This is a genomic window from Alphaproteobacteria bacterium LSUCC0396, assembly GCA_041228345.1.
Classification (GTDB): domain Bacteria; phylum Pseudomonadota; class Alphaproteobacteria; order Puniceispirillales; family Puniceispirillaceae; genus UBA3439.
Window position 1 is genome coordinate 466,300 of record CP166131.1, and the last position, 21,435, is coordinate 487,734.

Annotated in this window: 28 protein-coding genes; 15 read left to right on the forward strand and 13 right to left on the reverse strand. The window is 50.5% G+C overall.

The genetic code is table 11. The features are described from left to right. Window positions 1–24: 24 nt before the first annotated feature. Window positions 25–513, reverse strand: a complete 489-nt coding sequence (locus tag AB8881_02320) for a hypothetical protein (GenBank protein ID XDZ63737.1) — start codon at window positions 511–513, stop codon at window positions 25–27. 88 nt (window positions 514–601) lie between these two features. Here AB8881_02320 and AB8881_02325 point away from each other — a divergent pair, with 88 nt between their 5' ends. The 3 genes from AB8881_02325 (at window position 602) to AB8881_02335 (ending at window position 2,319) form a co-directional block, all read left to right on the forward strand. Further along, a complete protein-coding gene (locus tag AB8881_02325; GenBank protein XDZ63738.1) occupies window positions 602–778 on the forward strand; it encodes a hypothetical protein in 177 nt (58 codons plus the stop codon). 181 nt (window positions 779–959) lie between these two features. Further along, the gene (locus tag AB8881_02330; protein XDZ63739.1) at window positions 960–1,535 is read left to right on the forward strand and encodes an HD domain-containing protein; all 576 of its coding nucleotides are present in this window, start codon (window positions 960–962) and stop codon (window positions 1,533–1,535) included. Between the two features lie 64 nt (window positions 1,536–1,599). Next, window positions 1,600–2,319, forward strand: a complete 720-nt coding sequence (locus tag AB8881_02335) for an SDR family NAD(P)-dependent oxidoreductase (GenBank protein ID XDZ63740.1) — start codon at window positions 1,600–1,602, stop codon at window positions 2,317–2,319. Between the two features lie 36 nt (window positions 2,320–2,355). On the opposite strand, the gene AB8881_02340 is transcribed toward AB8881_02335, so the two are convergent. The 4 genes from AB8881_02340 to AB8881_02355 form a co-directional block, all read right to left on the reverse strand. Beyond that, window positions 2,356–2,739: an AzlD domain-containing protein gene (locus AB8881_02340; GenBank protein XDZ63741.1), complete on the reverse strand. Its 384-nt coding sequence runs from the start codon at window positions 2,737–2,739 to the stop codon at window positions 2,356–2,358. Further along, window positions 2,715–3,461, reverse strand: coding sequence for an AzlC family ABC transporter permease (locus AB8881_02345; GenBank protein XDZ63742.1), 747 nt, complete (start codon window positions 3,459–3,461; stop codon window positions 2,715–2,717). The genes AB8881_02340 and AB8881_02345 overlap by 25 nt, the downstream gene beginning before the upstream one ends. Window positions 3,462–3,517: 56 nt before the next feature. Beyond that, on the reverse strand, window positions 3,518–4,513 hold the full coding sequence (locus AB8881_02350) for a hypothetical protein (GenBank protein ID XDZ63743.1): 996 nt from the start codon (window positions 4,511–4,513) through the stop codon (window positions 3,518–3,520). Window positions 4,514–4,629: 116 nt separating this feature from the next. Then, a complete protein-coding gene (locus AB8881_02355; GenBank protein XDZ63744.1) occupies window positions 4,630–5,640 on the reverse strand; it encodes a D-cysteine desulfhydrase in 1,011 nt (336 codons plus the stop codon). 219 nt (window positions 5,641–5,859) lie between these two features. Between AB8881_02355 and AB8881_02360 the strand changes: the two genes are divergently transcribed. Both AB8881_02360 and AB8881_02365 read left to right on the forward strand, forming a co-directional pair. Then, window positions 5,860–6,726: an alpha/beta fold hydrolase gene (locus AB8881_02360; GenBank protein XDZ64496.1), complete on the forward strand. Its 867-nt coding sequence runs from the start codon at window positions 5,860–5,862 to the stop codon at window positions 6,724–6,726. After that, entirely contained in the window at window positions 6,726–7,265 is a 540-nt protein-coding gene (locus tag AB8881_02365; GenBank protein XDZ63745.1) for a class I SAM-dependent methyltransferase, read from the forward strand. Before AB8881_02360 ends, AB8881_02365 begins: the two co-directional genes overlap by 1 nt. Here the strand turns inward: AB8881_02365 and AB8881_02370 are convergent. Next, a complete protein-coding gene (locus AB8881_02370) occupies window positions 7,262–8,737 on the reverse strand; it encodes an aldehyde dehydrogenase (GenBank protein ID XDZ63746.1) in 1,476 nt (491 codons plus the stop codon). The genes AB8881_02365 and AB8881_02370 overlap by 4 nt on opposite strands. Window positions 8,738–9,092: 355 nt before the next feature. On the opposite strand from AB8881_02370, the gene AB8881_02375 reads away from it, so the two are divergent. The 3 genes from AB8881_02375 (at window position 9,093) to AB8881_02385 (ending at window position 11,892) form a co-directional block, all read left to right on the forward strand. Beyond that, window positions 9,093–9,614, forward strand: a complete 522-nt coding sequence (locus AB8881_02375) for a phosphonopyruvate decarboxylase (GenBank protein XDZ63747.1) — start codon at window positions 9,093–9,095, stop codon at window positions 9,612–9,614. Window positions 9,615–9,616: 2 nt separating this feature from the next. Further along, window positions 9,617–10,204 carry a thiamine pyrophosphate-dependent enzyme gene (locus AB8881_02380; protein XDZ63748.1) on the forward strand — a complete coding sequence of 196 codons (588 nt, stop codon included), beginning with the start codon at window positions 9,617–9,619 and terminating at the stop codon, window positions 10,202–10,204. Window positions 10,205–10,389: 185 nt separating this feature from the next. Then, entirely contained in the window at window positions 10,390–11,892 is a 1,503-nt protein-coding gene (locus tag AB8881_02385; protein XDZ63749.1) for an inorganic phosphate transporter, read from the forward strand. Here the strand turns inward: AB8881_02385 and AB8881_02390 are convergent. Together AB8881_02390 and AB8881_02395 are read right to left on the reverse strand one after the other, a co-directional pair. After that, on the reverse strand, window positions 11,849–12,289 hold the full coding sequence (locus AB8881_02390) for an NUDIX hydrolase (protein ID XDZ63750.1): 441 nt from the start codon (window positions 12,287–12,289) through the stop codon (window positions 11,849–11,851). The two genes, AB8881_02385 and AB8881_02390, sit on opposite strands and share 44 nt — an antisense overlap. 109 nt (window positions 12,290–12,398) lie before the next feature. After that, on the reverse strand, window positions 12,399–13,148 hold the full coding sequence (locus AB8881_02395) for a class I SAM-dependent methyltransferase (protein ID XDZ63751.1): 750 nt from the start codon (window positions 13,146–13,148) through the stop codon (window positions 12,399–12,401). 278 nt (window positions 13,149–13,426) lie between these two features. Between AB8881_02395 and AB8881_02400 the strand changes: the two genes are divergently transcribed. From AB8881_02400 to AB8881_02415, 4 genes are all read left to right on the forward strand, one after another. After that, window positions 13,427–14,413 (forward strand): aldo/keto reductase, encoded by a 987-nt coding sequence (locus AB8881_02400; protein ID XDZ63752.1) that lies wholly within the window; start codon window positions 13,427–13,429, stop codon window positions 14,411–14,413. A gap of 79 nt (window positions 14,414–14,492) precedes the next feature. After that, on the forward strand, window positions 14,493–15,707 hold the full coding sequence (locus AB8881_02405) for an MFS transporter (GenBank protein XDZ63753.1): 1,215 nt from the start codon (window positions 14,493–14,495) through the stop codon (window positions 15,705–15,707). 321 nt (window positions 15,708–16,028) lie between these two features. Then, window positions 16,029–16,310, forward strand: a complete 282-nt coding sequence (locus tag AB8881_02410; GenBank protein XDZ63754.1) for an NINE protein — start codon at window positions 16,029–16,031, stop codon at window positions 16,308–16,310. 103 nt (window positions 16,311–16,413) lie between these two features. Continuing rightward, a complete protein-coding gene (locus tag AB8881_02415) occupies window positions 16,414–16,620 on the forward strand; it encodes a cold-shock protein (protein XDZ63755.1) in 207 nt (68 codons plus the stop codon). 180 nt (window positions 16,621–16,800) lie between these two features. Here AB8881_02415 and AB8881_02420 read toward each other — a convergent pair whose 3' ends face one another. From AB8881_02420 to AB8881_02435, 4 genes are all read right to left on the reverse strand, one after another. Next, entirely contained in the window at window positions 16,801–17,082 is a 282-nt protein-coding gene (locus tag AB8881_02420) for a hypothetical protein (GenBank protein XDZ63756.1), read from the reverse strand. 134 nt (window positions 17,083–17,216) lie between these two features. Then, window positions 17,217–17,588 carry a cupin domain-containing protein gene (locus AB8881_02425; protein XDZ63757.1) on the reverse strand — a complete coding sequence of 124 codons (372 nt, stop codon included), beginning with the start codon at window positions 17,586–17,588 and terminating at the stop codon, window positions 17,217–17,219. 96 nt (window positions 17,589–17,684) lie between these two features. Next, complete coding sequence (locus tag AB8881_02430) at window positions 17,685–17,984, reverse strand: hypothetical protein (protein XDZ63758.1); 300 nt, start codon at window positions 17,982–17,984, stop codon at window positions 17,685–17,687. 42 nt (window positions 17,985–18,026) lie between these two features. Then, a complete protein-coding gene (locus AB8881_02435; protein ID XDZ63759.1) occupies window positions 18,027–18,353 on the reverse strand; it encodes a GYD domain-containing protein in 327 nt (108 codons plus the stop codon). Between the two features lie 168 nt (window positions 18,354–18,521). Between AB8881_02435 and AB8881_02440 the strand changes: the two genes are divergently transcribed. From AB8881_02440 to AB8881_02450, 3 genes are all read left to right on the forward strand, one after another. Continuing rightward, entirely contained in the window at window positions 18,522–18,968 is a 447-nt protein-coding gene (locus AB8881_02440; GenBank protein XDZ63760.1) for a winged helix-turn-helix transcriptional regulator, read from the forward strand. Window positions 18,969–19,113: 145 nt separating this feature from the next. Then, a complete protein-coding gene (locus AB8881_02445) occupies window positions 19,114–19,437 on the forward strand; it encodes a GYD domain-containing protein (protein ID XDZ63761.1) in 324 nt (107 codons plus the stop codon). Between the two features lie 132 nt (window positions 19,438–19,569). Further along, complete coding sequence (locus tag AB8881_02450; protein ID XDZ63762.1) at window positions 19,570–20,445, forward strand: 3-keto-5-aminohexanoate cleavage protein; 876 nt, start codon at window positions 19,570–19,572, stop codon at window positions 20,443–20,445. 62 nt (window positions 20,446–20,507) lie between these two features. Here AB8881_02450 and AB8881_02455 read toward each other — a convergent pair whose 3' ends face one another. Continuing rightward, window positions 20,508–21,341, reverse strand: a complete 834-nt coding sequence (locus tag AB8881_02455) for a TauD/TfdA dioxygenase family protein (GenBank protein ID XDZ63763.1) — start codon at window positions 21,339–21,341, stop codon at window positions 20,508–20,510. Between the last annotated feature and the right edge of the window lie 94 nt (window positions 21,342–21,435).

Genomic DNA, 21,435 nt, shown 5'->3' on the forward strand with positions numbered 1-21,435 from the left:
TGGCGGCTTTATGTGTCTAGCGCGCTACGTTTGAAGGGCTTTGGCTTTACCATAGAGGCGACGGGTCTCGGCAACATAGACATCCTTTAAAATATGTCCATCAGCATAAAGCTGGCGCACCGCAAGCATTTCCTGCTCTATGGCGGCCAAGTCCGCATTATCATCCGCCGCAGTTTTGCAGCTGCCGCGCCTAAAAAACTGAAATCCGGCAGAATTTGCCGTCCCAACGCCCGCATTATCAGTCATAACAGCCCGATCCTTGCCAGCCTGCCCGCCATCAGTAGCAGTTTTTGATGATTGTTTTGTGCCACCAACTAGGATGATTTGGATCACGCGGAGGAAAACCCAAAGGCCAAGCAACCCAAAAACAACTGCTAACCCGGCAATGACATAACGGCCATTCGGGTTCGAAATCAATATCGCCAATTGCGGAAAATCCATAAGCAGTGTTGACGGCAATTGCGCAATCAAACGGTCAATCGATGTTTCAATGATGTGCACTAAATCAGGCATATTAGATTTTTGCATAATAAAAAGTAACCGCCATTAACAATAGTAAACCATAGTTAATAAATCCTTAACCGGGGTTTGAAAACGTCCAATGGCTCAGACACTCGCTAAACTCGCAAAATTTTTTAGGCCAATCGGTAAGGGCAGTGATGATGTTGTCGCTATCAAACTGCATGACCCTAGCGTCACCATTGCCGAAATCGAAGTAAAATCTAACATTATTTATTTAGAAAATCTTACCAGCGCCGCCTTTCCACGGCCGATTTAATGGCAGCAACTGACCCGTCAGCAGGAAATGATCTCGGATAGTTTGCACGCCATGTATGGTTGATCTGCAGCAGCAAACCACTCTATGATCTTACGTTTGGAACATCCTCTGGGGTCGTGCTTTGGAGGGTGCCGCCGTGGGGTTTAAACCCGAATTCTGCCGTTGCTGGGAGGCGCAAATTATGCAGCAGGTTAATTTTATCCGTATGGACGAGGGCACAGCTGAAGATTATGCACTTTTGAACAAGCTAGAGGACGAATTTGTTACCGCGCTACCGGCACGATTGATGGCGGCGCTGAAAAATCTTGAGACATCGCTCGCTGGCTATAAGGTGAACCGGCTTGAGCATTCGCTGCAATCGGCCACCCGTGCAGAGGCAGATGGCGCCGATATCGAATTAATTGTTGCCGCATTGATCCATGACCTAGGTGATGATCTGGCACCGATGAACCATTCCCAGCTTGCCGCCACGATTATTCGGCCGTATGTCCGCGCTGAGGTGACGTGGATTATCGAGCATCATGGCATTTTTCAAATGTATTATTATGGTGATGCGATGGGGGTCGATAAAAACGCGCGCGATATTTACCGAGACCATGAATGGTTTGACAGCTGCGAGCGGTTTTGTCGTGACTGGGATCAAATGGCGTTTGATCCGGATTACCCGACCAAGCCTTTGGCCTATTTTGAGCCAATGCTGCGCGCGGTATTTAGTCGTCCGCCGTTTGATACGCATATCCTCAATCCAGCGGCCTAGCCAGTTCGCCATACATCATTATCCGTTAAAAATTCCAACTGCATAAGCCAGAGACAGAAAATCCATGTCAAAGACACTGCTAATTACCGGCGCCAATCGTGGCATCGGATTTGAGATGACCCGCCAAGCCGCCGCACGCGGTGACCAAATTATCGCCTGCGCCCGTAATATCATGGAAGCGCCTGATCTTGTTGCCCTTGCCAAAAGCAATGCGGCAATCACCCTGCTTGGCCTCGACGTCACCGCCGAAAATGACATGAAACAAATCGCCGCTGGCATGACCCGTAAAATCGACATTCTGGTATGTAATGCCGGTATATTAAATAGTTATGGCGGGTTAGAAGATCCAAGCCATCATAGTCGTGCGATTGAAACCGTCCTTATGACCAATGTCGCTGGGGTGTTTTTCACCGCACGATCATTTCTACCGCATTTACTCGAAAGCAAATCGCCAAACGGCCAGCCGGAGGCCATGACAGGCAAAATCGCGGTTATCTCGTCGATTATGGGCAGTCAGCAGCGCGCCAACAGCAATGCGCCGATTTATCGTGCATCAAAGGCAGCCGCAACCAATATCGCGCGGTCACTCGCGGTTGAACTAGCCCCGCGCGGAATCGCCGTTGGTGCCTATCATCCGGGGTGGGTGCGCACCGATATGGGCGGGCCATCTGCTGATGTTTCTGCCGCAGATAGTGCGGCTGGATTGCTGGCCCGATTTGATGCGCTTGACCTTGCCACTACCGGCATCTTCGAAAATTACCTTGGTGAGGCGCTACCGTTTTAAATAGTTTTTTCAGGCCTCTTCTGTGGTCAAACGCCGCTAGATAAACTGGATCGCCAGCGCAAACGCGCCAATACCGCACAGCAGTGACGGAATTAGCCGTTTGCTAAAAAACATTGCCAACAACCCAACACCCAGCCCAACCAGCCGCTGGTCGAGGCTAGTTGTTGCCAAGACCCCGGAAGGATGCACCAGAATAAGCAGCAGAACCGCCGCAACCATCGCATAGGCCATTGTGTTCACCCATCCCATTATCGGCCCATCTGCCGGTATTCGCGCGGCCAGAATAACACCGGCAATCCGCCAGATAATCGTTCCGACAATCGCACATAACACCGCCAACCAAGATTGGAATAAACCGTAATCTTCCATCAGGGTTTCCACTCCATGATCATCGCCTATTGCACCGGCTCGAGATGCCATTTGGCAACATAGCGGCTGTAAAGGCTGGCAAGACTGCCGCCAATCACACCAGCAAGCAAAATCGCCCATTCACCAGCAAAGGGAAAGAATATCGGACTTAAGACACCGCCAATCAAAACCGCAAGCCGGTTGGCCTTTTGCCGCGCATTGATGATCAGTAACAGAATATAAATTGGCGTAATAAAGATCACCACGCGAAGAATGTCTGCCGGCAAGAGGTCACTGAGGAAAAACCCAAAAACAGTGCCAAGAATACCAAAGGTGAAAATCGTAAGGGCGAACCCTTGATAATACGGCAAAAGCAGATGTGGCGGGTATTTCTGTTGAGCCAGCCCCAAATTCGCCCATGCGGTAATCGCCAAAAACTGCATCCAGAAAATACGCTTCCAGACCGGCAGATTATGTGATTTTAAATGCATCATATCAGCAGCAGAAATCACCATCAGCAGCATCCGCATATTCGCCAGTGACACCGCCACAAAAATGATAAATAGTGACGCTCCTGCCGAATAAAGGCTGGCAAAGGCGACCTGCCCCGGCATTCCCCACACCCCAAGCGACGTTACCAACGCCATCCAGAAATCAAATCCGGACTCGCGTGCAATCGTCGAAAACCCGGCCATTGTAATGCCGAGCGCATAGCAAGGCGCCCGCAACGCATCAACCATCGCGTTCCGGCGGGTTTGACTGGCGGTTAAAGCAAAATAATCAGAATTCGACATATAACCTCATCACAGAACCTGCCGGCAAAATCTATTATCAAAGCTGACCATATCGCCTAGCGCTGGCGTGACCGGTCGCCAAACCAGCCTGCCACCATCGGGGTCAGATAAAGCGGCAATTGATACGCCGCAACAAATAACGCAAAAACCGGATCAGGCGGCAACGCCGCAAAATAAAGGCCAAGATTACGGTTGCCCGCAACCACAGCAACCGAACGTGTCCCCCCGGGCAGCGTGCCAAATCCTGCGGATGTACCACCGCGGCGGATCATATGACCGCCGATAAAAACCAGTAATTGCGAGCCAAAATTCAACCCGCAAGCAAGTCCAAGACAGGCCATCGCAAGCCACGGCATCATCATGGTAATCGCGCCAATACCATCAAAAACTGGCAGTAAAAACAACAGCATTGCGACCGTCGACACGCCATCGAGCTGGTGACGGTTAGCCTCGATACGCGCCTCACCCAAGATTTTCTTTGTGAGCACGGCCAGCATCAACCCGCCACCAAGGATCGTACCAAGCCGCAAACACAGCATCGCCGATGAAACCGGCACCGCAGCCCCAAGCAGATATTCACCGATAAAAGGGCCGGTAAAGGGCGCCAACAGATTAGTCAGCAAGACTATTTCCATTGCGATTGGTGCGGTAAAGCCCAGAAAAACACACATCCAGATCGTCGTTCCAACCGGCGGCGCCACCGCATACCAAGTGATCAGCGGCAACAGGTGATGCGACAGGCCAAACGATTTTGCTAGGGTGAAAAACAGCACCGGCGCAACCAGCAAAAGACCAAGTGAAATCGCAAAATTTCTGAGCAGCCGTTGGGGCTTTAACGCCGCCTTCAGCACCGCCCCAATATCAAGGCGAACAAGCGCCGCCCCGGCCAAAACAGCAAGGATAAACGGGGCCGCAGGCTTGAAAAACCCATCACTGCTTGGCAATAACAAGGCCAGAACAACCCCAAGCGGCAGCAGGATACGGGCGTGACGCCCGCTAACGGCCAAAATCCATAAAAAGGGATGAAAAATCATAGCTTTATATTTTGCCATGCAATGTCCGACACTGCCAAATTTGCGATTCCTGCCAATTTAGTGACACCTGCCAAATTTGCGATATCTGCCAAATTTGCGATTCTTGCCAACACAAGAATGTGGCAGCAAACGCATTATTCCGCTGGCACTGCCAATTGACTACTATAGGCAAACAAGGCTGCCGCCCCGCCGGTATGCAGGAAGATAACATCCTTATCCGTATCAAAATAATTCTGCTCAATCAGCCCGATCATGCCAGCAAGACCCTTGCCCGAATATACCGGATCAAGCAACACACCTTCACGACGCGCGATCAAATTAATCGCCGCAATTGTGCCCTCGGTCGGTTGGCCATAGCCCTTGCCAACATAGCCGTCATCGACAATCACCTTTTCAACGCCAAGCGGCTCGTCTGTAAGCAGCGCCGCCGTGCTTTCGGCCAATTTATGCACCAGCGCGATCTGTTTATCCTCGGGCTGGCGAACGCTGATCCCCATCACCGGAATATTTGATCCGGCCGCGTGCAATCCGGCAAGGATGCCGGCATGGGTTCCTGAACTGCCCGTTGCAAGGACGATCCAGCCGACATTCAAACTATTGGCTTTAATCTGCTCAAGCAGCTCATAGGCGCATGAAACATACCCCAAGGCGCCAATCTCGTTTGATCCACCACCCGGAATAAAATAGGGTTTGCGTCCGGACGCAGCCAGCTTTTCAGTCACGGCGCGCGCCTCAGCATTCATATCAAGGCCCGCGGCACGAAATTCCAGCGTTGTCCCAAACATCTGGTCAAACAGCACATTGCCGGTTGTTTCGTAATCTGCCGCCCGATCAGGCACCCGGCGTTCCAGCAATGCGTGGCAATCAAGACCAAATTTACAGGCAGCCGCTGCGGTTTGGCGGACATGGTTTGATTGAACCGCACCTTGGGTCACCAGCATGTCAGCGCCCTTTTCAATCGCATCGGCAATCAAAAATTCAAGCTTTCGGGTTTTATTTCCACCGGTCGCAAGGCCAGTGCAATCATCACGCTTAATCCACAGCTTTGGCCCGCCAAGCGCCGATGTCAGGCGCGGCATTGCCTCTAATGGCGTTGGCTGATGACAAAGAGAAACACGGGGAAAATCGCTGAGTTGTTTGGTCATTTTGCGGCATCCATTCTATGTAATGATGGTTAAGTGAACTGGGGAAATTTGACGACTTTCGAGAGCGCTTGCCAAGTTTATTCTGTTTGAAAAACCAAAGAATTTTTTGAACCATGGGCAAAAACCGCGTAACACATAAACGGAACATATGAAGGAGTGGGCACAGCGATGGCTGTCAGCGTTGAGTTTACCGATAGTTTTGCCGATAGCTTTATTGGCATGCGGATCGAGCATGATGGTGTTGGCATCCATCTGCGCGTTGCCGGGAACGGCCCGCCATTATTGCTGCTGCATGGCTATCCGCAAACCGGCTATATGTGGCACAAGATTGCACCGCAACTAGCCCAGCAATTCAGCGTTGTTATTCCTGATCTGCGCGGCTATGGCGACAGTGACAAACCGCAAACCGACGCAACGCATAGCCCCTATTCAAAGCGTGCCATGGCAGCGGATATGATCGCCGTCATGCGGGCCTTGGGCCATAAAAATTTTGCTGTTGCTGGGCATGATCGCGGCGGCCGCGTCGCGCACCGGCTTGCCCGTGATTACCCAGACGCAGTGAGCAGTCTTGCGGTGCTGGATATCGTGCCAACCGCGGCGATGTATGAGGCGACTGACAAGGTCTTTGCCACGGCCTATTACCATTGGTTTTTCCTGATCCAGCCTGCGCCCTTTCCAGAGAATTTAATTGGCCATGATCCAGCGTTTTTCCTGCAGCATAAGACCGGCCATTGGGGGCGTACCGAAGGCGCGATCACCGATGCGGCATTTGCCGAATATCTTCGCTGTTTTTCAAATCCAGCGACCATCCATGCCAGCTGCGAAGACTACCGGGCTGCAGGCAGCATTGATCTTGAGCATGATGCCGCCGATAGGGGCAAAAAACTGGCAATGCCGGTGCTGGCGCTATGGGGCGATATCGGGTTTGTTGGCGGCTATTATGATGTGATCAGCGAATGGCAGAAAGTGGCTGATCATGTCGAGGGCCAAGCCATTAGTGGCGGGCATTTTCTGGCCGAGGAATCGCCAGCTGAAACCCTCGCCGCTCTGACCAGTTTCTTTACCAGTAACAGGGCCGCATCGTGATGGATATAGCCCCCTTATTGCCGCCTTCAAGCTGGATTATGCAGCAGGCAAGCAACTGGCCAGCGGGCGCCCGGCTGATTGATATTGCGTCAGGTCAGGGCCGTCATAGCACGGCTTTGGCGGCGGCCTATCCGGATCGCTTTGACATTCTAGCGGTTGATCGTGATCAGGCTGCCCTCGCTGCATTAAAAGCCAGATGCAGCGACATAACTACCTGTCATTTTGATCTGGAAACTGACGCAAGCTGGCCGTTTTCCGGCAAGAGTTTCGATGTTGTTCTGGTCACAAATTATCTGTACCGGCCGCGGCTTGATGATGTTTTTAGGCTCGTCGGCGCTGGCGGTTACATCGCCTATGAGACCTTTGGCAATGGCAATGCGGCGTTTGGCAGGCCAAGCAACCCTGACTATTTACTAGAGGAGGGCGAGCTTTTAGCCCGCCTTTCCGATAATTTTATCAAAATTGATTATTTCCATGGACAGATTGACCAGCCAAAACCCGCAATTATCCAGCGACTTTCGGCCAGACGCGCCGCCTAGCGCATGATGAACGGGTTGGCCGCGGTTGTTTGCTGGGCAATCCAGACAGACTTGATCTGCAAAAATTCCTTGATCGACTCTTTGCCACTCTCACGCCCTTGGCCACTTCGCTTGTAACCGCCAAATGGCGAGGTAAAGCTAACCGCGCGGTAAGTGTTCACCCAGACGGTTCCCGCCTTCAGCCTTTCCGACATTCGCAAGGCACGGCCAATATCGCTTGTCCATACCCCAGCCGCCAGCCCGTAAACAATATCATTACCGATGGCAATTGCCTCGTCTTCCGTATCAAACGGGATGATGGATAGAACCGGCCCAAACACCTCTTCTTGGGCGATCCGCATCTGATTATTAACACCGGTAAAGATCGTTGGCTGGACAAATTGCCGACCCTTTGCCCCCGGCCCCTGATAAGCATCACCGCCAAGCACACAATTTGCGCCTTCGGCTTTGGCAATATTAATGTAATCCATGATTTTTTCATATTGCGGCATAGTTGTCACCGGCCCCACATGGGTCTCGGTCGACATTGGATCGCCAATTTTTGCCGCGCCGGCGACCTCAACCAGCCGCTTCACGAATTTGTCATGAATTGACCGCTGAACAAGCAACCGTGATCCCGCGATACAGGTCTGCCCAGTGGCCGCAAAAATGCCCGAGATTGCCCCCATAACGGCGGCTTCAAAATCAGCATCTTCAAACACAATATTTGGTGATTTTCCGCCAAGTTCCAGTGTCACAGGCATGATTTTCTTGGCTGCTGCCTCATAGATTTTCTGACCGGACAGGTCTGATCCGGTAAAGGCAATTTTGTCAATATGGGGGTGATCAACAAGTGGGGCGCCAACCTCAAGGCCAAAACCGGTCACCGCATTCACCACACCAGCAGGAAAACCCGCCTCTTCGACTAGTGCCATGAATTCCAATGTCGATGCCGAGGTATATTCCGATGGCTTGATCACCGCGGTATTACCCGCCGCCAAAGCCGGCGCTAATTTCCAAGCCAGCAATAGCAATGGTGAATTCCACGCGGTAATCATGCCAATAACGCCAAGCGGCTCATAACGGGTGAAATTGAAAATACCCGGCTTGTCAGACGGAATCACTGCACCTTCGATCTTGTCGGCAAGGCCGCCAAAATAACGGTACCATTCGGCCAGATATTTGGTTTGCGCGCCCATTTCCGCAATCAGCTTGCCATTATCCCGAACCTCAATCTCGCCAAGACGAGATGCCTCGCGTTCGATGATTTCTGCCAGCTTAACCAACAGCTTGCCGCGCGCAGTCGGCCCGGTTTCTCCCCAAACACCGTCAAATGCGGCTTTAGCAGCGGTAACGGCGGCGTTCACATCATCGGCATTACCGCGGGCAATTTTGGCCCAAACCTCGCTGGTATATGGATTTTCACTGTCAAACCATTCGCCCGATGCCGGATCGCACAACGCCCCATTAATATAATGCTGATAGGTTTCCATGATTTCGATCTCCCTCTACTCAGGCTCTGCTTGATAAAAACGCCACAATGTCTGTACCGACAATCCTGCCATAATCGCCAATTATCGCGCCAAGATTTAGACTGCCAGCAAAAAATCTCTATGCCAATGCTGATAGGAAAGCTGTGCTGGAAATATTTTCAAAGTGACTGCATTTGCTGGTTGCCTCATCGGGCTTTTCCTATTTATCGTGAAAATACCAGCTGGCGTTCTGCTGGCGTAGAGGCTGGCATAGAGGCTTGACTGACTAAGTTGTATTTTGACCCATTATTTTGATCCATTATCCTGACGCTACATCCTGCGACATCCACATGAAACCCGACGAATGAGTGAGCAAATGGCTAGTTCTACCCCCCATGTCTGGGAAGATGATATCTATAACGCTTTTAAAAAGGCCGGGGTCAGCCAAGTCCCTTATGTGCCAGATGCCGGTCACGCGCATCTGATCCGGCGCATCCATGCTGATCCTGATATGCACCCTATTGTTTTAACCACCGAAGAAGAAGGCGTTGCGTCATCATGCGGCGCATGGCTTGGCGGCAAAAAATCGGTGCTGTTGATGCAGTCAAGCGGCGTTGGCAATTGTGTAAACATGCTAAGCCTTGTCACAAATTGTAATTTTCCGTTTTTGACGATCGTTAGTATGCGCGGCGAATTTGGCGAATTTAATTCATGGCAGGTACCAATGGCGCGGGCCACCCAGACCAGCTTTGAAATGATGGGGGCCGAGGTGATGCGCTGTAACAGCCCAGACGAGGTTGGGCCGACTGTGGATGCCGCCTTATACGCAACCTTTGCCAGTGAACAGAAAATCGCAATTCTATTGTCGCAGCGCCTTATCGGCCGCAAGGAGTGGTAGAAATGTCACAACAGATAACAATCGAACGCCGCAAAGCGGTTGAGCATTTACTGCAGAACCGCGATGATATGCTGGTCGTGTGTGGCCTTGGCTCATCGACTTATGATGTATATGCAGCAGGCGACCATCATGCCAATTTCTATCTATGGGGCGCGATGGGCGGCGCGGTGATGATTGGCCTTGGGCTGGCTATTGCCGAACCTGATCGCCATATCATGGTCGTTACCGGCGATGGCGAGGCGCTGATGGGCGTTGGTGCGCTTGCCACAGTTGCGGCGCAAAAACCAAACAATCTCAGCATTGCCGTTCTGGATAATGGACATTTTGGCGAAACCGGCATGCAGAAAAGCCATACTTCACTTGGTGTTGACCTTGCCGAAATTGCGGCTGGCTGCGGCTTTGTCGGATGCCAGACCATTTATGACTATGCTGGCATTGACGCATTTATCCACAAACCAAATGACCCGTCAGGCCCGCGTCTGGCAGTGGTTAAGATAACCACTGAAAACCCGCCACGCGCATTGCCAAATGTCGATGGAGTCTATATCAAGACGCGGCTGCGGCAATGGCTTGGTCACCAGCCCTGCTAGATACGGGCATGGCGAAGGCCAGTGTGTATTTGAGTGTGTATTTGAGTTTCTGGCATGGTCTGATTTGCGCTGTTTTGCTATAGCTGATGTGAGGTATGACATTGTCAGCTTGACTGGGTCATTGTGGTGTCGCGCAAAGCGTCAAAAGCGATGCCTCGATAAAGTCCAATTTTTAAGGCAAACAGATGAAAAAGAACCAGCTGAAGCAATCCAATCGCTATATCAATGACCTGCGCCGAATGGACTATCAGCAAGGGCAGGTCAAATCCGCCCGGTCCGGTCTTCTGCCCTTTGTGATTGCGGCGATCTTTTTGATCATTGCCGGCACTTACGGCAGCTTGAGTTTGCAGGTTGCCAGCGAAAATATTATAATGCTGGTCGCTGCGGCGATTATTGGCGGCTATATGGCGCTAAATATCGGGGCGAATGACGTTGCCAATAATATGGGGCCAGCGGTTGGCGGAAAGGTGCTGACCGTTGCTGCTGCGGTTACAATTGCCGCTATTTGCGAGAGTGCTGGCGCGATTCTGGCTGGCGGTGATGTCGTCCAGACCGTTGCCAAGGGCATTATCAATCCGGGCGATGGCGTCACCCCGTCTGATTTCCGTGATTTGATGCTTAGCGCGCTTTTTGCAGCAGCGTTATGGATTAACCTCGCAACCTATTTAAATGCGCCTGTATCAACCACCCATTCAATTGTTGGCGGGGTTATGGGGGCAGGTATTGCTGGTGCTGGCTTTGGCTTGGTCAATTGGGTAACCATGTCAAAAATTGCGGCAAGCTGGGTCATCTCGCCAGTCTTTGGCGGCATGGTCGCAGCCGGCTTGTTGCTGTTGATCAAGGTCAAGATCCTTAATGTTGAAGATCGCAAACAGGCTGCCCGCAAATGGGTGCCAATTCTGATCGGCCTGATGGCAAGCGCTTTTGCCGCCTATATGGCAATGAAAGGGTTGAAGAAAATTTGGAAGCCATCAACCACCGCCATTATCGGCTATTCAATCGCGTCGTTCTTCATTGCGTGGCTGTTGTCGGTTCCCTATATCGCCAAGCGCGCCGAACCGCTGAGCAACCGCAAAAAGCATATCTACACATTGTTTAACCTGCCATTGGTGATCGGAGTATCACTTTTATGCTTTGCGCATGGGGCGAATGATGTGGCGAATGCTGTTGGCCCGCTTGCGGCAATTGTGTCCACATTTAGTACGACTGGGGTAGCCGCCAAGGTTTCTATCCCGCTTTGGGTCATGATTATTGGCGCAGCTGGTTTGGCCTTGGGCCTGCTGTTATTCGGGCCAAAGCTGATCAATACTGTTGGTGAGAAAATCACCCGCCTCAACGCCCCGCGCGCCTATTGTGTTGCGTTGGCATCGGCGGTAACCGTGCTGATTGCGACCACCCTTGGCCTGCCGGTCAGCTCGACCCATATCGCGATTGGCGCAATTTTTGGTGTTGGCTTCCTTCGCGAGTTTCTGGAAAACCCCGATAAAAAACGGCTGAAACGCTCGCATAAGCTGAACGCCACCGCACTTGATGCGTTTCAGAATGTCAATATAAGGCTTCGGCGCAAGCTGGTTCGGCGGCAATTCGTTCTCTCGATTGGCGCCGCATGGATCATCACCGTACCGGCATCGGCGACGCTGGCAGCTATGCTTTTTTACGTTTTGCAGTTTCTAGTATCAGCGGCTTAATCGCCGCAAACTGCTTAATAATCTGTTGGAAATCTTCGCGGTCGGTCACCCGCTCGGCATCTTCTAGCAACGCCCAATGGCGTTCACGCTTTGCCTGTTCCGGCCATTCGTCAACCTGCTTTGATACCAGCATCGGGTAATAGGTAACCGCGACTTGGCTTAGCTTGCCATCGCTGCTTTTGGTGACGACATGGGTCATCGGCAGTTCGCTCATGATTCGCCCTTTTACGCCAGCCTCTTCAAAAGCTTCACGCTTGCAGCCTTTTTTATGGCTTTCATCCGGCTTTAAATTGCCCTTTGGCAAAATCCAGCGGCCGCGGCGTTGCGATGTCACAAACATAATGGCAACGCGGTCACCGCTAATAGCAAACGGTATGACACCAATCTTGTGATCCATCGACGACTTCCTTAAAATTCAATTTGGCTGGTCGCTAGCAGTGCAATCTTGGCGCTGCTCCGGCCGTTTAACGGCGCCATCATAGAACGGGTTGGCGAACGCCGACAACTTATGTTTTCGTCACGGTGGCAGTTTTCGTCACGGTGGCAGTTTTCGTCACGGTGGCAGTTTTCGTCACGGTGGCAGTTTTCGTCATGGTGGATTGCGGCTGCATAAACACATCATAGCGCACCGATTTTCCGATTATTTGATGCGAGGGCGCGCGGATACCCGCCATCGCAGCAGCTTTTGCCGGCCATTTCAGCACAACCCGCTTTGATGCGTGCGCCAACGCTGTTTGCAGCAATTGGGTCTGATCATCATCAACACCAACAAGCGCGCGGATCTGGCGCATTTCCGCCTTTACCAAGGCCGATTTATTGCGTGCCGGATGCATCGGGTCAACCAGCACAATTTCCGGTGATAAGGTTGGCAAAAGCGTGATTGCATCACCATGGATCAGCGTCATACGGCCAACAATATCGGCAGTAATCCCGCCTGCATCAATGGCCCGCGCCATACCATCGCGCAATAATTCATGCATTTCTGCCGATCGTTCAATCAGCGTAACAATCGCCCCAAGCGAGGCCAGCAAAAACGCATCCCGGCCCAGCCCGGCAGTCGCATCAATAATATGCGGATTAACGCCGGGCTTAAGCCCTGCCGCCTTGGGCAAATCCTGCCCACGCCCACCGCCAAAGCGCAATCGGTGATTAACCGCCCCACCAACAAAATCACACCTAAGCGGCGCACCAAGTGAGGCACGCTCGGCACCGGCCGCAGGGTGATCCTTGCGATCATATTTATCTTTGTCGCGCATCTTTTATGCCATTCCTTGTGGCCGCCGCTGCCAATAACATCCCCAAAAAAATAAATCCCAAAAAAAATAGACCGAGCAGCATCTTTTCGCCATGCCATTTTCAACCCTCCCCCTAAGCTTATCGCTGCGCGCCCCGGTCGGGCAATGGTTAAGCGACGAGATTTGCTCGTCTGCCGTTAGGGGCTGGTGAAGCTGGTAAAAAGGCGCATAATAAACACCATTCAATATTGGCTTCTGACCAAAATACCATCATTGATTGCAGTAAAGGCGAACAGCGCGTGGAAAAACGAAACTTTGGCAATACCGGTCTGGCCGTATCAAGATTGACCTTTGGGTGCGGAGCGGTTGGGGGACTGATGACCAAGGGCGATGCCGCCGATCAGGATCGTGCAGTTCACTGGGCCCGCGATCATGGCGTCAATTTCTTTGATACAGCGGCCAGTTATGGCGACGGCATTTCTGAGGAAAATCTTGGGCGCGCGCTAAATGGCAAAACGGACGGGCTGGTTATCAGCACCAAAGTTGGGCTTGGCAATGCCGATCTAGCTGATGTCAATGGTGTGATCACCCGTTCGCTCGAGGCGAGCCTGAAAAGACTCAAACTCGATCATGTCGACATATTCCAGCTGCATAACACGTTGGGCCGCGCCGATTTTCGCGGCAGTTTGACAATTGACCAGATCATGGATGCAGTCGTGCCCGCCTTTGACAAGCTGCGCGATAGTGGCAAAGTGCGGTTTCTGGGCTTTACCGCCAAGGGCGAGCCGGATGATGTGCATCGGCTAATCGAATGTGGCGTTTTTCATTCTGCGCAGGTTTTTTACAATTTGCTGGTGCCATCAGCTGGTGAGGCCGTTCCGGCAGGATATCCATCCGATGATTTTCGGCAATTGCTGAATATTTCAGCGGATTATGGGGTTGGTGCTATCGGCGTGCGCGTTCTGGCTGGTGGTGCCTTGTCGGGAAGCGAGGAACGGCACCCGCTTGGCATGGCGGCGGTGACGCCAATTGGATCGGACAGCGATTACAAAACCGATGTTGAACGCGCCCGTCAGTTTCTACCACTGGTTGAGGCTGGCCATGCGGACAGCCTGCCAGAGCTGGCGATACGCTATGCGATTTCGCATCCGGCATTGCCAACGACCGAGATCGGTATTGCGACGCTGGATGAATTGCAACAGGCGGCATCAGCGGTCAATAAAGGGCCATTATCAGTGGATGCGCTGGCGCAGATCAAAACCGTTCAAGCAGGTTTTGTGATCTAGCCTTTTGACAAAACCTCGGCCAAGATATCCAGCATTAACATCGGTAATTATGCAACCACCAAGCCATAGCGAGATCTAAGTGCCACTTCATTTTTTCTTCTTTCTTGGCGCCAACGCGATCAATTATCTGGTGATTGCGATGCTGTCGGTTGCGCTTGGCTGGCATATATACCAAAGCACCGGCAATCCGTTTCATCTGGCGCTGGTTGGCCTAATGCAAGTCACGCCAGTTTTCGTTTTCTTTTTTGCAACTGGCTGGATTGTTGACACCTTTGCCCGCAAAAAGATTTTAACCTGCTGTGCGCTTGTTGATGCGGTTATTCTGGCAGCGCTGACTGGTGTGATGCTGGCCGAAACGTTAAACCTGTTCGTGCTATTTGCGCTGTTATTTGGACATGGCAGCGTGATGGCGCTGTATTTTCCGGCAAGCCAAGCGATCATTCCAAACATCGTTCCCGAAGCGCAAATCAGACGCGCCATCGCCTTTAGCTCAACGGTCAATAATATTGCCCAGACCGGCGGCCCGTTGCTGGCTGGCCTATTAATTGCGGCGATCAATGTCCATATTTATGCGGTAATGACTGGGCTGATGATACTGTCGGTGCTGAGTTATCAGCTATTGCCAAGACTGCCGCGCATCACGCCAACACCGCGTTCATGGGAACATATTATCGGTGGGCTAAAATTTGTCCGCTCAAACTCGATTGTGCTTGGCGCCATCGCGCTTGACCTGTTCATCGTGCTGCTTGGCAGTGTGGTAACGCTATTGCCGATTTATGCCGCTGATATTTTAATGATCGGGCCAGAACAGCTTGGCCTGTTACGCGGTATGCCGGCGTTTGGCGCGGTGTTTGTTGGCTTGCTTCTAGCCAGCCGACCAGAGATGCGCGGCTGCGGTAGCAAGCTGTTTTTTGCACTGTTAATCTTTGGCGTTTCGATTGTGGTGTTCGGCCTATCAACCAATTTCTGGCTGAGCATGGCGGCGCTGTTTATTTATGGCGCGGCAGATATGGTAAGCGTCAATATCCGACTTAGCCTCATTCAGATTGCCACGCCCGATCATTTGCGCGGACGGGTCAGCGCGGTAAATGGCATTTTTATCTCATCGTCAAATGAAATGGGCGATGTGCGCGCTGGCAGTATGGCGGCGCTGTTGGGGCCGGTTGGTGCAGTGGTCATTGGCGGGGTGATGGCGATTGGCGTTGCCATCGGCGGCGGGCTGGTTTTTGGCAAATTACGCAGCCTCGACAAGGTGAATGACGCCGCCCCCACCGTAACGTCGCAAAAGGCTTAGGCCTTCGGGCTCGATGGCGACGGAACAGCAAATTTTTGCAGATTATCTAAAAAACGCGCTGCCCAGCAGCCGTTGCGCCAATTCAGGGCAATTGGATTAAATCAACCCACCTTCACCTTAACAGTATCTTATTGCAGTGATATGCGTTACCGTGACGGCCATCAGATGCGTGCGATCTCAAGGCAGTTTGTGTGACTTCAAAAGTCTTGCCCAAGCGCACGCCTCATTCAATTTGGCTACACAATGCTGTAGCGCAAGATTTATAAGTTGTTGAACCTATGCAAGCTAGGAACGCCCCTTATAATTCAGGGGGAAACCACTATGCCTAGCAACAACAAATCCAACGAATCTATAAACGCAGACGCCAAAAACAATGTCACCGCCCACATTTTGCTAATTCTGTTAGGCTGGCTGGGTGTTCACAGGTTTTATATCGACGCAAGAAATTCTGGCGTTTTGATGCTGGCACTTTTTTTACTGTCAGTTCTGATGCTGCTTGCCAATCTTGGCGTCGCCGGCTTTGTCGCTCTGTTTTTTTGGTGGGTTCTTGATGTTTTCACGCTTCACCAACTTGTGCAAAAGCGGAATGCAGCCCCTGCCTGAGCTGAATAAATGCAGATTTTTCAATTAAGTATCGCCAACCCATTTTGCGAAGAAAATGCGGTTTCCGATTTCAGAACTATTATTCATAAAGAGAGATAAATAAATGCAAAAAGGTAACGTCGCGTGGTTTAGTGCCGGCAAGGGCTTTGGATTTATTACGCCAGAAGGTTCATCCGAGGATATTTATATAAACATCAAAATCGTCAGGGATGCAGGCTTTGAAGCGCTGGAGAGCGGGCAAGCTGTCGGATATGAAACGGGTGAAGGACAGGACGGTAGGCCAAGCGTTGTAAAGCTCACGCTCCTCTAATTTTAGCCGCAAAACATCGCGCTGTTGGCACCTAACAAAAACATCAACTGCGCGCTATTGGCTGAACCGTCAGGCGCATAAACGGTGCGACCCTTAATCCTCGATAACAATAACCCAGCCTCGGCGTCGTTGGGCTGGGTTATGCGGTGTTCCCACTGTCGTGTTATTTACGTCTGACAATCAATCTTTGAAATCATAAACATTTGGCATCTCTCTGATATCATTATCAAACAATTGCGCCATGTCGCCCAGAGTCTCAACAATCGCCTCGGCACTTTCAGCCTTCCACCAGCAGAACATAACCTTATCCGTCTTGCCAGCATTCCATTGCATTTGAAATGATGCTTTTTCATTCTTCATTGCGCCGCGGATATCAGCCTCACTCATTGTTTCTAAAGCCTGAAAATAAGCATCCATTGCTTCATCTGATTTAAGAGTGTGGGTTACCATAAAATTTTTCATTTTTATTTCCTCTCTCATTGTAATTTTTGCGGACTAAAAATTCAGATTGCGTCGATATTCTGGCCGAATAATCGGTTATGAATTAACGCGGTCTTGGGTGCCGAACACGATCCAGCCATCATTTAATTGAGGGGCTAGTCAGCCGTTTTCCATGGTCCAAAATTCTTACCTGAATCCATGATTTCATATGCGATTACAGTTTCATCACCGACAACCCAGCCATCGTGACCGGGGGCAAAATAGTAAGCATCACCCGCCGACACCTCAATTTCACTGCCGTCGTCATGTACACATTTTAATGTTCCCTGAATAATCACCCCGACATGCCCCGCCTGACAGCTGTGGCCACCAACAGCTGGCTGCACACATTCTGACCATTTCCAACCGGGCTCGAGGGTGAGTTTGGACGCGGTGATGCTCCCTAAACTGACAACAGCGGCGTTCGTCTTCGGTGGGGTCTTTAGCTCGTCGGGTTGCGCAAACGACTTCTTTGATAAATTAGACATGTAAATATTCTCCTCACTTTGTTTGTTTGAATGCTAATCGCGGCGTTATAGACAATGCGCCTAGGAAGGATTCTTGGGTGTTCTGTGGGCAGTTCCTCAACCTTCCTTCTCGAAAACAACGGTTCCTGAAACAGGGTCTGTCACGCCTAGTTCAGGTGATAGCTCCTCGAGGAGGTGGCGTGCACTATCCAATAATCCAATCATGGATGGCATTGCGTTTGACATATGCTCGGCGCTTTCCCACAAACCATAGCCCACATAGCTCTGTTCGCCGGTGCGCGCTAAAATTTGAAGCAACTGGCCGTCCCATTTATCAGCCGCTCTAAAGAGGGATTCGAATTCTTCCTGTTTTCCTGATTTCACCTTGAATCTGACGACATTTGTGTGTTTAGCCATGTAACTTTTGCTCCTTAACTCTGTTTGTAAATGAGGGCTTGGTCACTCATTACCGGGGGTTTTGTAGCTTGATTTGACCGCGTTAATCGCTCTCAAACTCGTATCTAAGTCAAATTCCGGAAACATCATCATATCTTCCCAAGCACCAGAGTCCTGTACGGCCTTTAGCAGCCCGCTAGCCGTTTCAATGTCTGGCAACTCCATCAGGGCTGCCATATCGTAGTCACCCTGTAGATACATCAAATCAAGCAGCTCTCCACCGGCTGCCTGGGCGATCGAAGCCGCAGCGTCTTTTCGCTTTGCAAGACTACTGCTCTCCAGACCTTTAAAGCCTTCCTCACTATACATCCCGACATAAAGAACTCTCATGCGCACCACCTAATCTCATCTGTTTCGAAAGCAAAGCAATGAACCAAAACACTACTTTACGGAGAAAATCATCCGAACAAGACAGCCGCTAGTCCATTTTCGTTTTGAAACCAGTTTAATTTTTGTTACGGTTTTATTTGTTCAAGGTAGCTTTCATGGGGTTGAGTAATGGATGGTTTGGTGAAAAACAGCATAGCAATGCGCGGTGAAGTAACCTGCCCCATCGCCCTAGCAGCCGAGGTACTATCAGACCAATGGACGGTTATTGTCCTTCGCGATATTGCATTTTTTAACCAGCGAACATTTGGCGCAATTTTAGAAAATAATAATGAGAGAATCCCCCGGCCAACATTGGCAAACCGTCTAAAGCGCCTTTGTGATATCGGGCTCCTCAAGGCGCGCGGTGACACAAAACACTCACAAAGAAAAGTTTACAGCCTTACCGAGGCTGCATTGGGGCTGTTACCGGTAATGGTTGAAATGGCAAACTGGTCATTGAGTCAAGAGGCTATCAAAGCCGAAAAAATTGATTTTTTGACTGAGCTTTCGGCCCCTGAGTCACGGGCTATGACAGACTATATAAACAAGCTTAGAGTGACCCATTTGGCCATGTAACAATAACCCGCAGACTATTGTTTTTTTTCAACGCTATCGCGCACACCATTTTATTACCAAGACACCCTCGCCAAATATTTCTGTACTGGATTTATTTCACGGGAGATTTTTTAACCCTAACTTTGACCCTAACAAGGAGAGAAAAATGAAGTTTTTATTTTTAGGAAAATACTCAAGCGCTGGTCTTGCTGGATTTTTGAAAAATCCTGAAGATGATAGGCGTGCAGCAATCTCTGCAATGGTTGAAAAGTCAGGTGGCGCATTCATTGACCTGCAATTTCTCAGGGGCAAATACGACATCGCCGTTGTTGCGGAAATGCCTAGTTTTGCCGATGCGGCCGCGGTGAAAGTCCTTGTCGCAGCATCAGGTTCTTTGGATGACATGGAGATGTTGGAGTATATTGATATGAATGACATTGCAGGGCGCGCAAGCAAGATAACCGGTGCATATCGCGCACCCGGCGCGTGACCAATATCAAAAACAAGCTCTTACGAGCTTTTAAAGGTCAGACTTTGCGCTGGCCTTTTTTTATGGCAACGTTTTCGTGATATCCAAATTTATGTGCAGACATGTCTATATACGGAGATGAAAGGCAATCCTATGCAACCAACAATAATCTCTTGTGCGGTAACCGGTTCTGCACCAACACCTGAAAAAAATCCTGCCGTACCAGTGACGCCAGCGGAAATTGCAGAAAGCGCAATTGAGGCAGCCAAGGCGGGGGCGGCCATCGTGCATTGCCACGTTCGGGATCCTGTGACCACAAATCCAACGATGAATATTGATTTATATCGGGACGTCACTGAACGCATAAGAAGCTCTGGGGTCGATGTAATATTAAACTTAACAACTGGACCAGGCGCTAGGTTCTCACCTTGCGACCATGATGCCGGTATCGCATCGAAGGATAGTCAGATGTGCCTGCCAGCAGAACGCGTTAAACATGTCATTGAGCTACGTCCCGAGATTTGTTCGCTCGACGTTGTGACTATGAACCGAAGGCGTCACGTTTTTTTGAACCATCCGAACCATTTAAAAGAAATGTCAGCAGCAATCCAAACCGCTGGTGTAAAGCCCGAGTTGGAAGTTTTTGATACTGGCCATATTTTAAACGCCATCAGTTTAATCGAGGATGGGTTTATTGAATCGCCGCCATTCTTTCAGTTTTGCCTTGGGATTGATTTTGGTGCGCCCGCCACGGTTGAGGCAATTGTCATGATGAAAAATATGCTGCCTAAAGACGCAATTTGGTCTGCGTTTGGCATCTCGCGGTTTCAGTTTCCAATGGTTGCCGCTGCAGTCCTGCTTGGTGGCCATGTCAGGGTCGGTCTGGAAGATAACATCTATATAGAAAAGGGTGTTCTTGCGCCATCAAATGCAGCCTTGGTAACCAAAGCAGCAAGGATCATTGATGATTTGGGAGGCTCGGTAGCATCGGTCTCGCAAGCGCGCGATTTGCTCTCGCTGTCTCGATAAGCGTGGCAGGCGCGCATCTGCCTGATACTTGCGAAAAGATTTTGCTAAAAAGCCCATCAATCCTAGGCAGGCACATCGCCCTCTAAGCAAATGCGGTGTAATATCCTGCCTTCATTTGGATCATAATCCGTGTGGGCAACATGTAGGGTTGCTCGGTTATCCCAAATAACCAGGTCACCCATTGACCATTTGTGTCGATAAGTAATCTCTGGTTTTAAAACTCGATCTAATAAAGAGTTTAAAAGATTTTTACTTTCCGACGGTGACATTCCTTCAAAGTAAGCAAGCTTCCCGGGATGAACATATATGGCCTTTTTACCAGTTTCTGGGTGCGTTCTAATGAACGGGTGCTTTTGTGGCGGTAAAGACTGCCTCGTTTTGTCATCCACGTAGCTTAAGTTTTGTTCAAGAACATTCACAGTTGTTAATGACAAAAGTTGGCTTTGCTCATCTTTTTCAAGTCCAGCAAAAGCGGCCTGCATATTAGCAAAGCCAGTATCCCCACCTTCTTTTGGAAGCTTGACTGCATAGAGAACAGTCATCTTTGGAGGTTTTGCATGATTAGTATGATCCGTATGCCAGTCCTTTGAACCGATTGGCATGATCTTGCCATCATCAGCCCTGCTATTAGCAACCCGACTGTCAAGCACAGCTATTTCTGGGTGCTCTTCCATAAGGAGTTTAGCAAGGTGTTGGTGCATTGGATCACCAAATACCTTAATCCCTTCAACGTATTGCTTTGGTGAAAGGCTTTGGTTTTTGATTACCATTACCAAACGCTCACGGAGTGCTGCTTGAAGCAAGGAAGCTTCATTTGAGCTTACGCCCATAGCGAGGTCTATGCCTGTGACCTCGACCCCAAAAGTTCCAGACATATCACGAAGCTCAAGTGCCATTGCCCCCTCCTTCTAAAAGTCAGTCAAGCGTAGGAGGAAAATTGGCTGAAGCAAAACAAAAAATATATTTCACTTACAACCAAACTGAGTGTCT

Bases quoted from the DNA above. Each gene is read 5' to 3' on its own strand.
- AB8881_02320 (XDZ63737.1), bottom strand. From the start codon at position 513: ATGCCTGATTTAGTGCACATCATTGAAACATCGATTGACCGTTTGATT.
- AB8881_02325 (XDZ63738.1), top strand. From the start codon at position 602: ATGGCTCAGACACTCGCTAAACTCGCAAAATTTTTTAGGCCAATCGGT.
- AB8881_02330 (XDZ63739.1), top strand. From the start codon at position 960: ATGCAGCAGGTTAATTTTATCCGTATGGACGAGGGCACAGCTGAAGAT.
- AB8881_02335 (XDZ63740.1), top strand. From the start codon at position 1,600: ATGTCAAAGACACTGCTAATTACCGGCGCCAATCGTGGCATCGGATTT.
- AB8881_02340 (XDZ63741.1), bottom strand. From the start codon at position 2,739: ATGGCATCTCGAGCCGGTGCAATAGGCGATGATCATGGAGTGGAAACC.
- AB8881_02345 (XDZ63742.1), bottom strand. From the start codon at position 3,461: ATGTCGAATTCTGATTATTTTGCTTTAACCGCCAGTCAAACCCGCCGG.
- AB8881_02350 (XDZ63743.1), bottom strand. From the start codon at position 4,513: ATGGCAAAATATAAAGCTATGATTTTTCATCCCTTTTTATGGATTTTG.
- AB8881_02355 (XDZ63744.1), bottom strand. From the start codon at position 5,640: ATGACCAAACAACTCAGCGATTTTCCCCGTGTTTCTCTTTGTCATCAG.
- AB8881_02360 (XDZ64496.1), top strand. From the start codon at position 5,860: ATGCGGATCGAGCATGATGGTGTTGGCATCCATCTGCGCGTTGCCGGG.
- AB8881_02365 (XDZ63745.1), top strand. From the start codon at position 6,726: ATGGATATAGCCCCCTTATTGCCGCCTTCAAGCTGGATTATGCAGCAG.
- AB8881_02370 (XDZ63746.1), bottom strand. From the start codon at position 8,737: ATGGAAACCTATCAGCATTATATTAATGGGGCGTTGTGCGATCCGGCA.
- AB8881_02375 (XDZ63747.1), top strand. From the start codon at position 9,093: ATGGCTAGTTCTACCCCCCATGTCTGGGAAGATGATATCTATAACGCT.
- AB8881_02380 (XDZ63748.1), top strand. From the start codon at position 9,617: ATGTCACAACAGATAACAATCGAACGCCGCAAAGCGGTTGAGCATTTA.
- AB8881_02385 (XDZ63749.1), top strand. From the start codon at position 10,390: ATGAAAAAGAACCAGCTGAAGCAATCCAATCGCTATATCAATGACCTG.
- AB8881_02390 (XDZ63750.1), bottom strand. From the start codon at position 12,289: ATGGATCACAAGATTGGTGTCATACCGTTTGCTATTAGCGGTGACCGC.
- AB8881_02395 (XDZ63751.1), bottom strand. From the start codon at position 13,148: ATGCGCGACAAAGATAAATATGATCGCAAGGATCACCCTGCGGCCGGT.
- AB8881_02410 (XDZ63754.1), top strand. From the start codon at position 16,029: ATGCCTAGCAACAACAAATCCAACGAATCTATAAACGCAGACGCCAAA.
- AB8881_02415 (XDZ63755.1), top strand. From the start codon at position 16,414: ATGCAAAAAGGTAACGTCGCGTGGTTTAGTGCCGGCAAGGGCTTTGGA.
- AB8881_02420 (XDZ63756.1), bottom strand. From the start codon at position 17,082: ATGAAAAATTTTATGGTAACCCACACTCTTAAATCAGATGAAGCAATG.
- AB8881_02425 (XDZ63757.1), bottom strand. From the start codon at position 17,588: ATGTCTAATTTATCAAAGAAGTCGTTTGCGCAACCCGACGAGCTAAAG.
- AB8881_02430 (XDZ63758.1), bottom strand. From the start codon at position 17,984: ATGGCTAAACACACAAATGTCGTCAGATTCAAGGTGAAATCAGGAAAA.
- AB8881_02435 (XDZ63759.1), bottom strand. From the start codon at position 18,353: ATGAGAGTTCTTTATGTCGGGATGTATAGTGAGGAAGGCTTTAAAGGT.
- AB8881_02440 (XDZ63760.1), top strand. From the start codon at position 18,522: ATGGATGGTTTGGTGAAAAACAGCATAGCAATGCGCGGTGAAGTAACC.
- AB8881_02445 (XDZ63761.1), top strand. From the start codon at position 19,114: ATGAAGTTTTTATTTTTAGGAAAATACTCAAGCGCTGGTCTTGCTGGA.
- AB8881_02450 (XDZ63762.1), top strand. From the start codon at position 19,570: ATGCAACCAACAATAATCTCTTGTGCGGTAACCGGTTCTGCACCAACA.
- AB8881_02455 (XDZ63763.1), bottom strand. From the start codon at position 21,341: ATGGCACTTGAGCTTCGTGATATGTCTGGAACTTTTGGGGTCGAGGTC.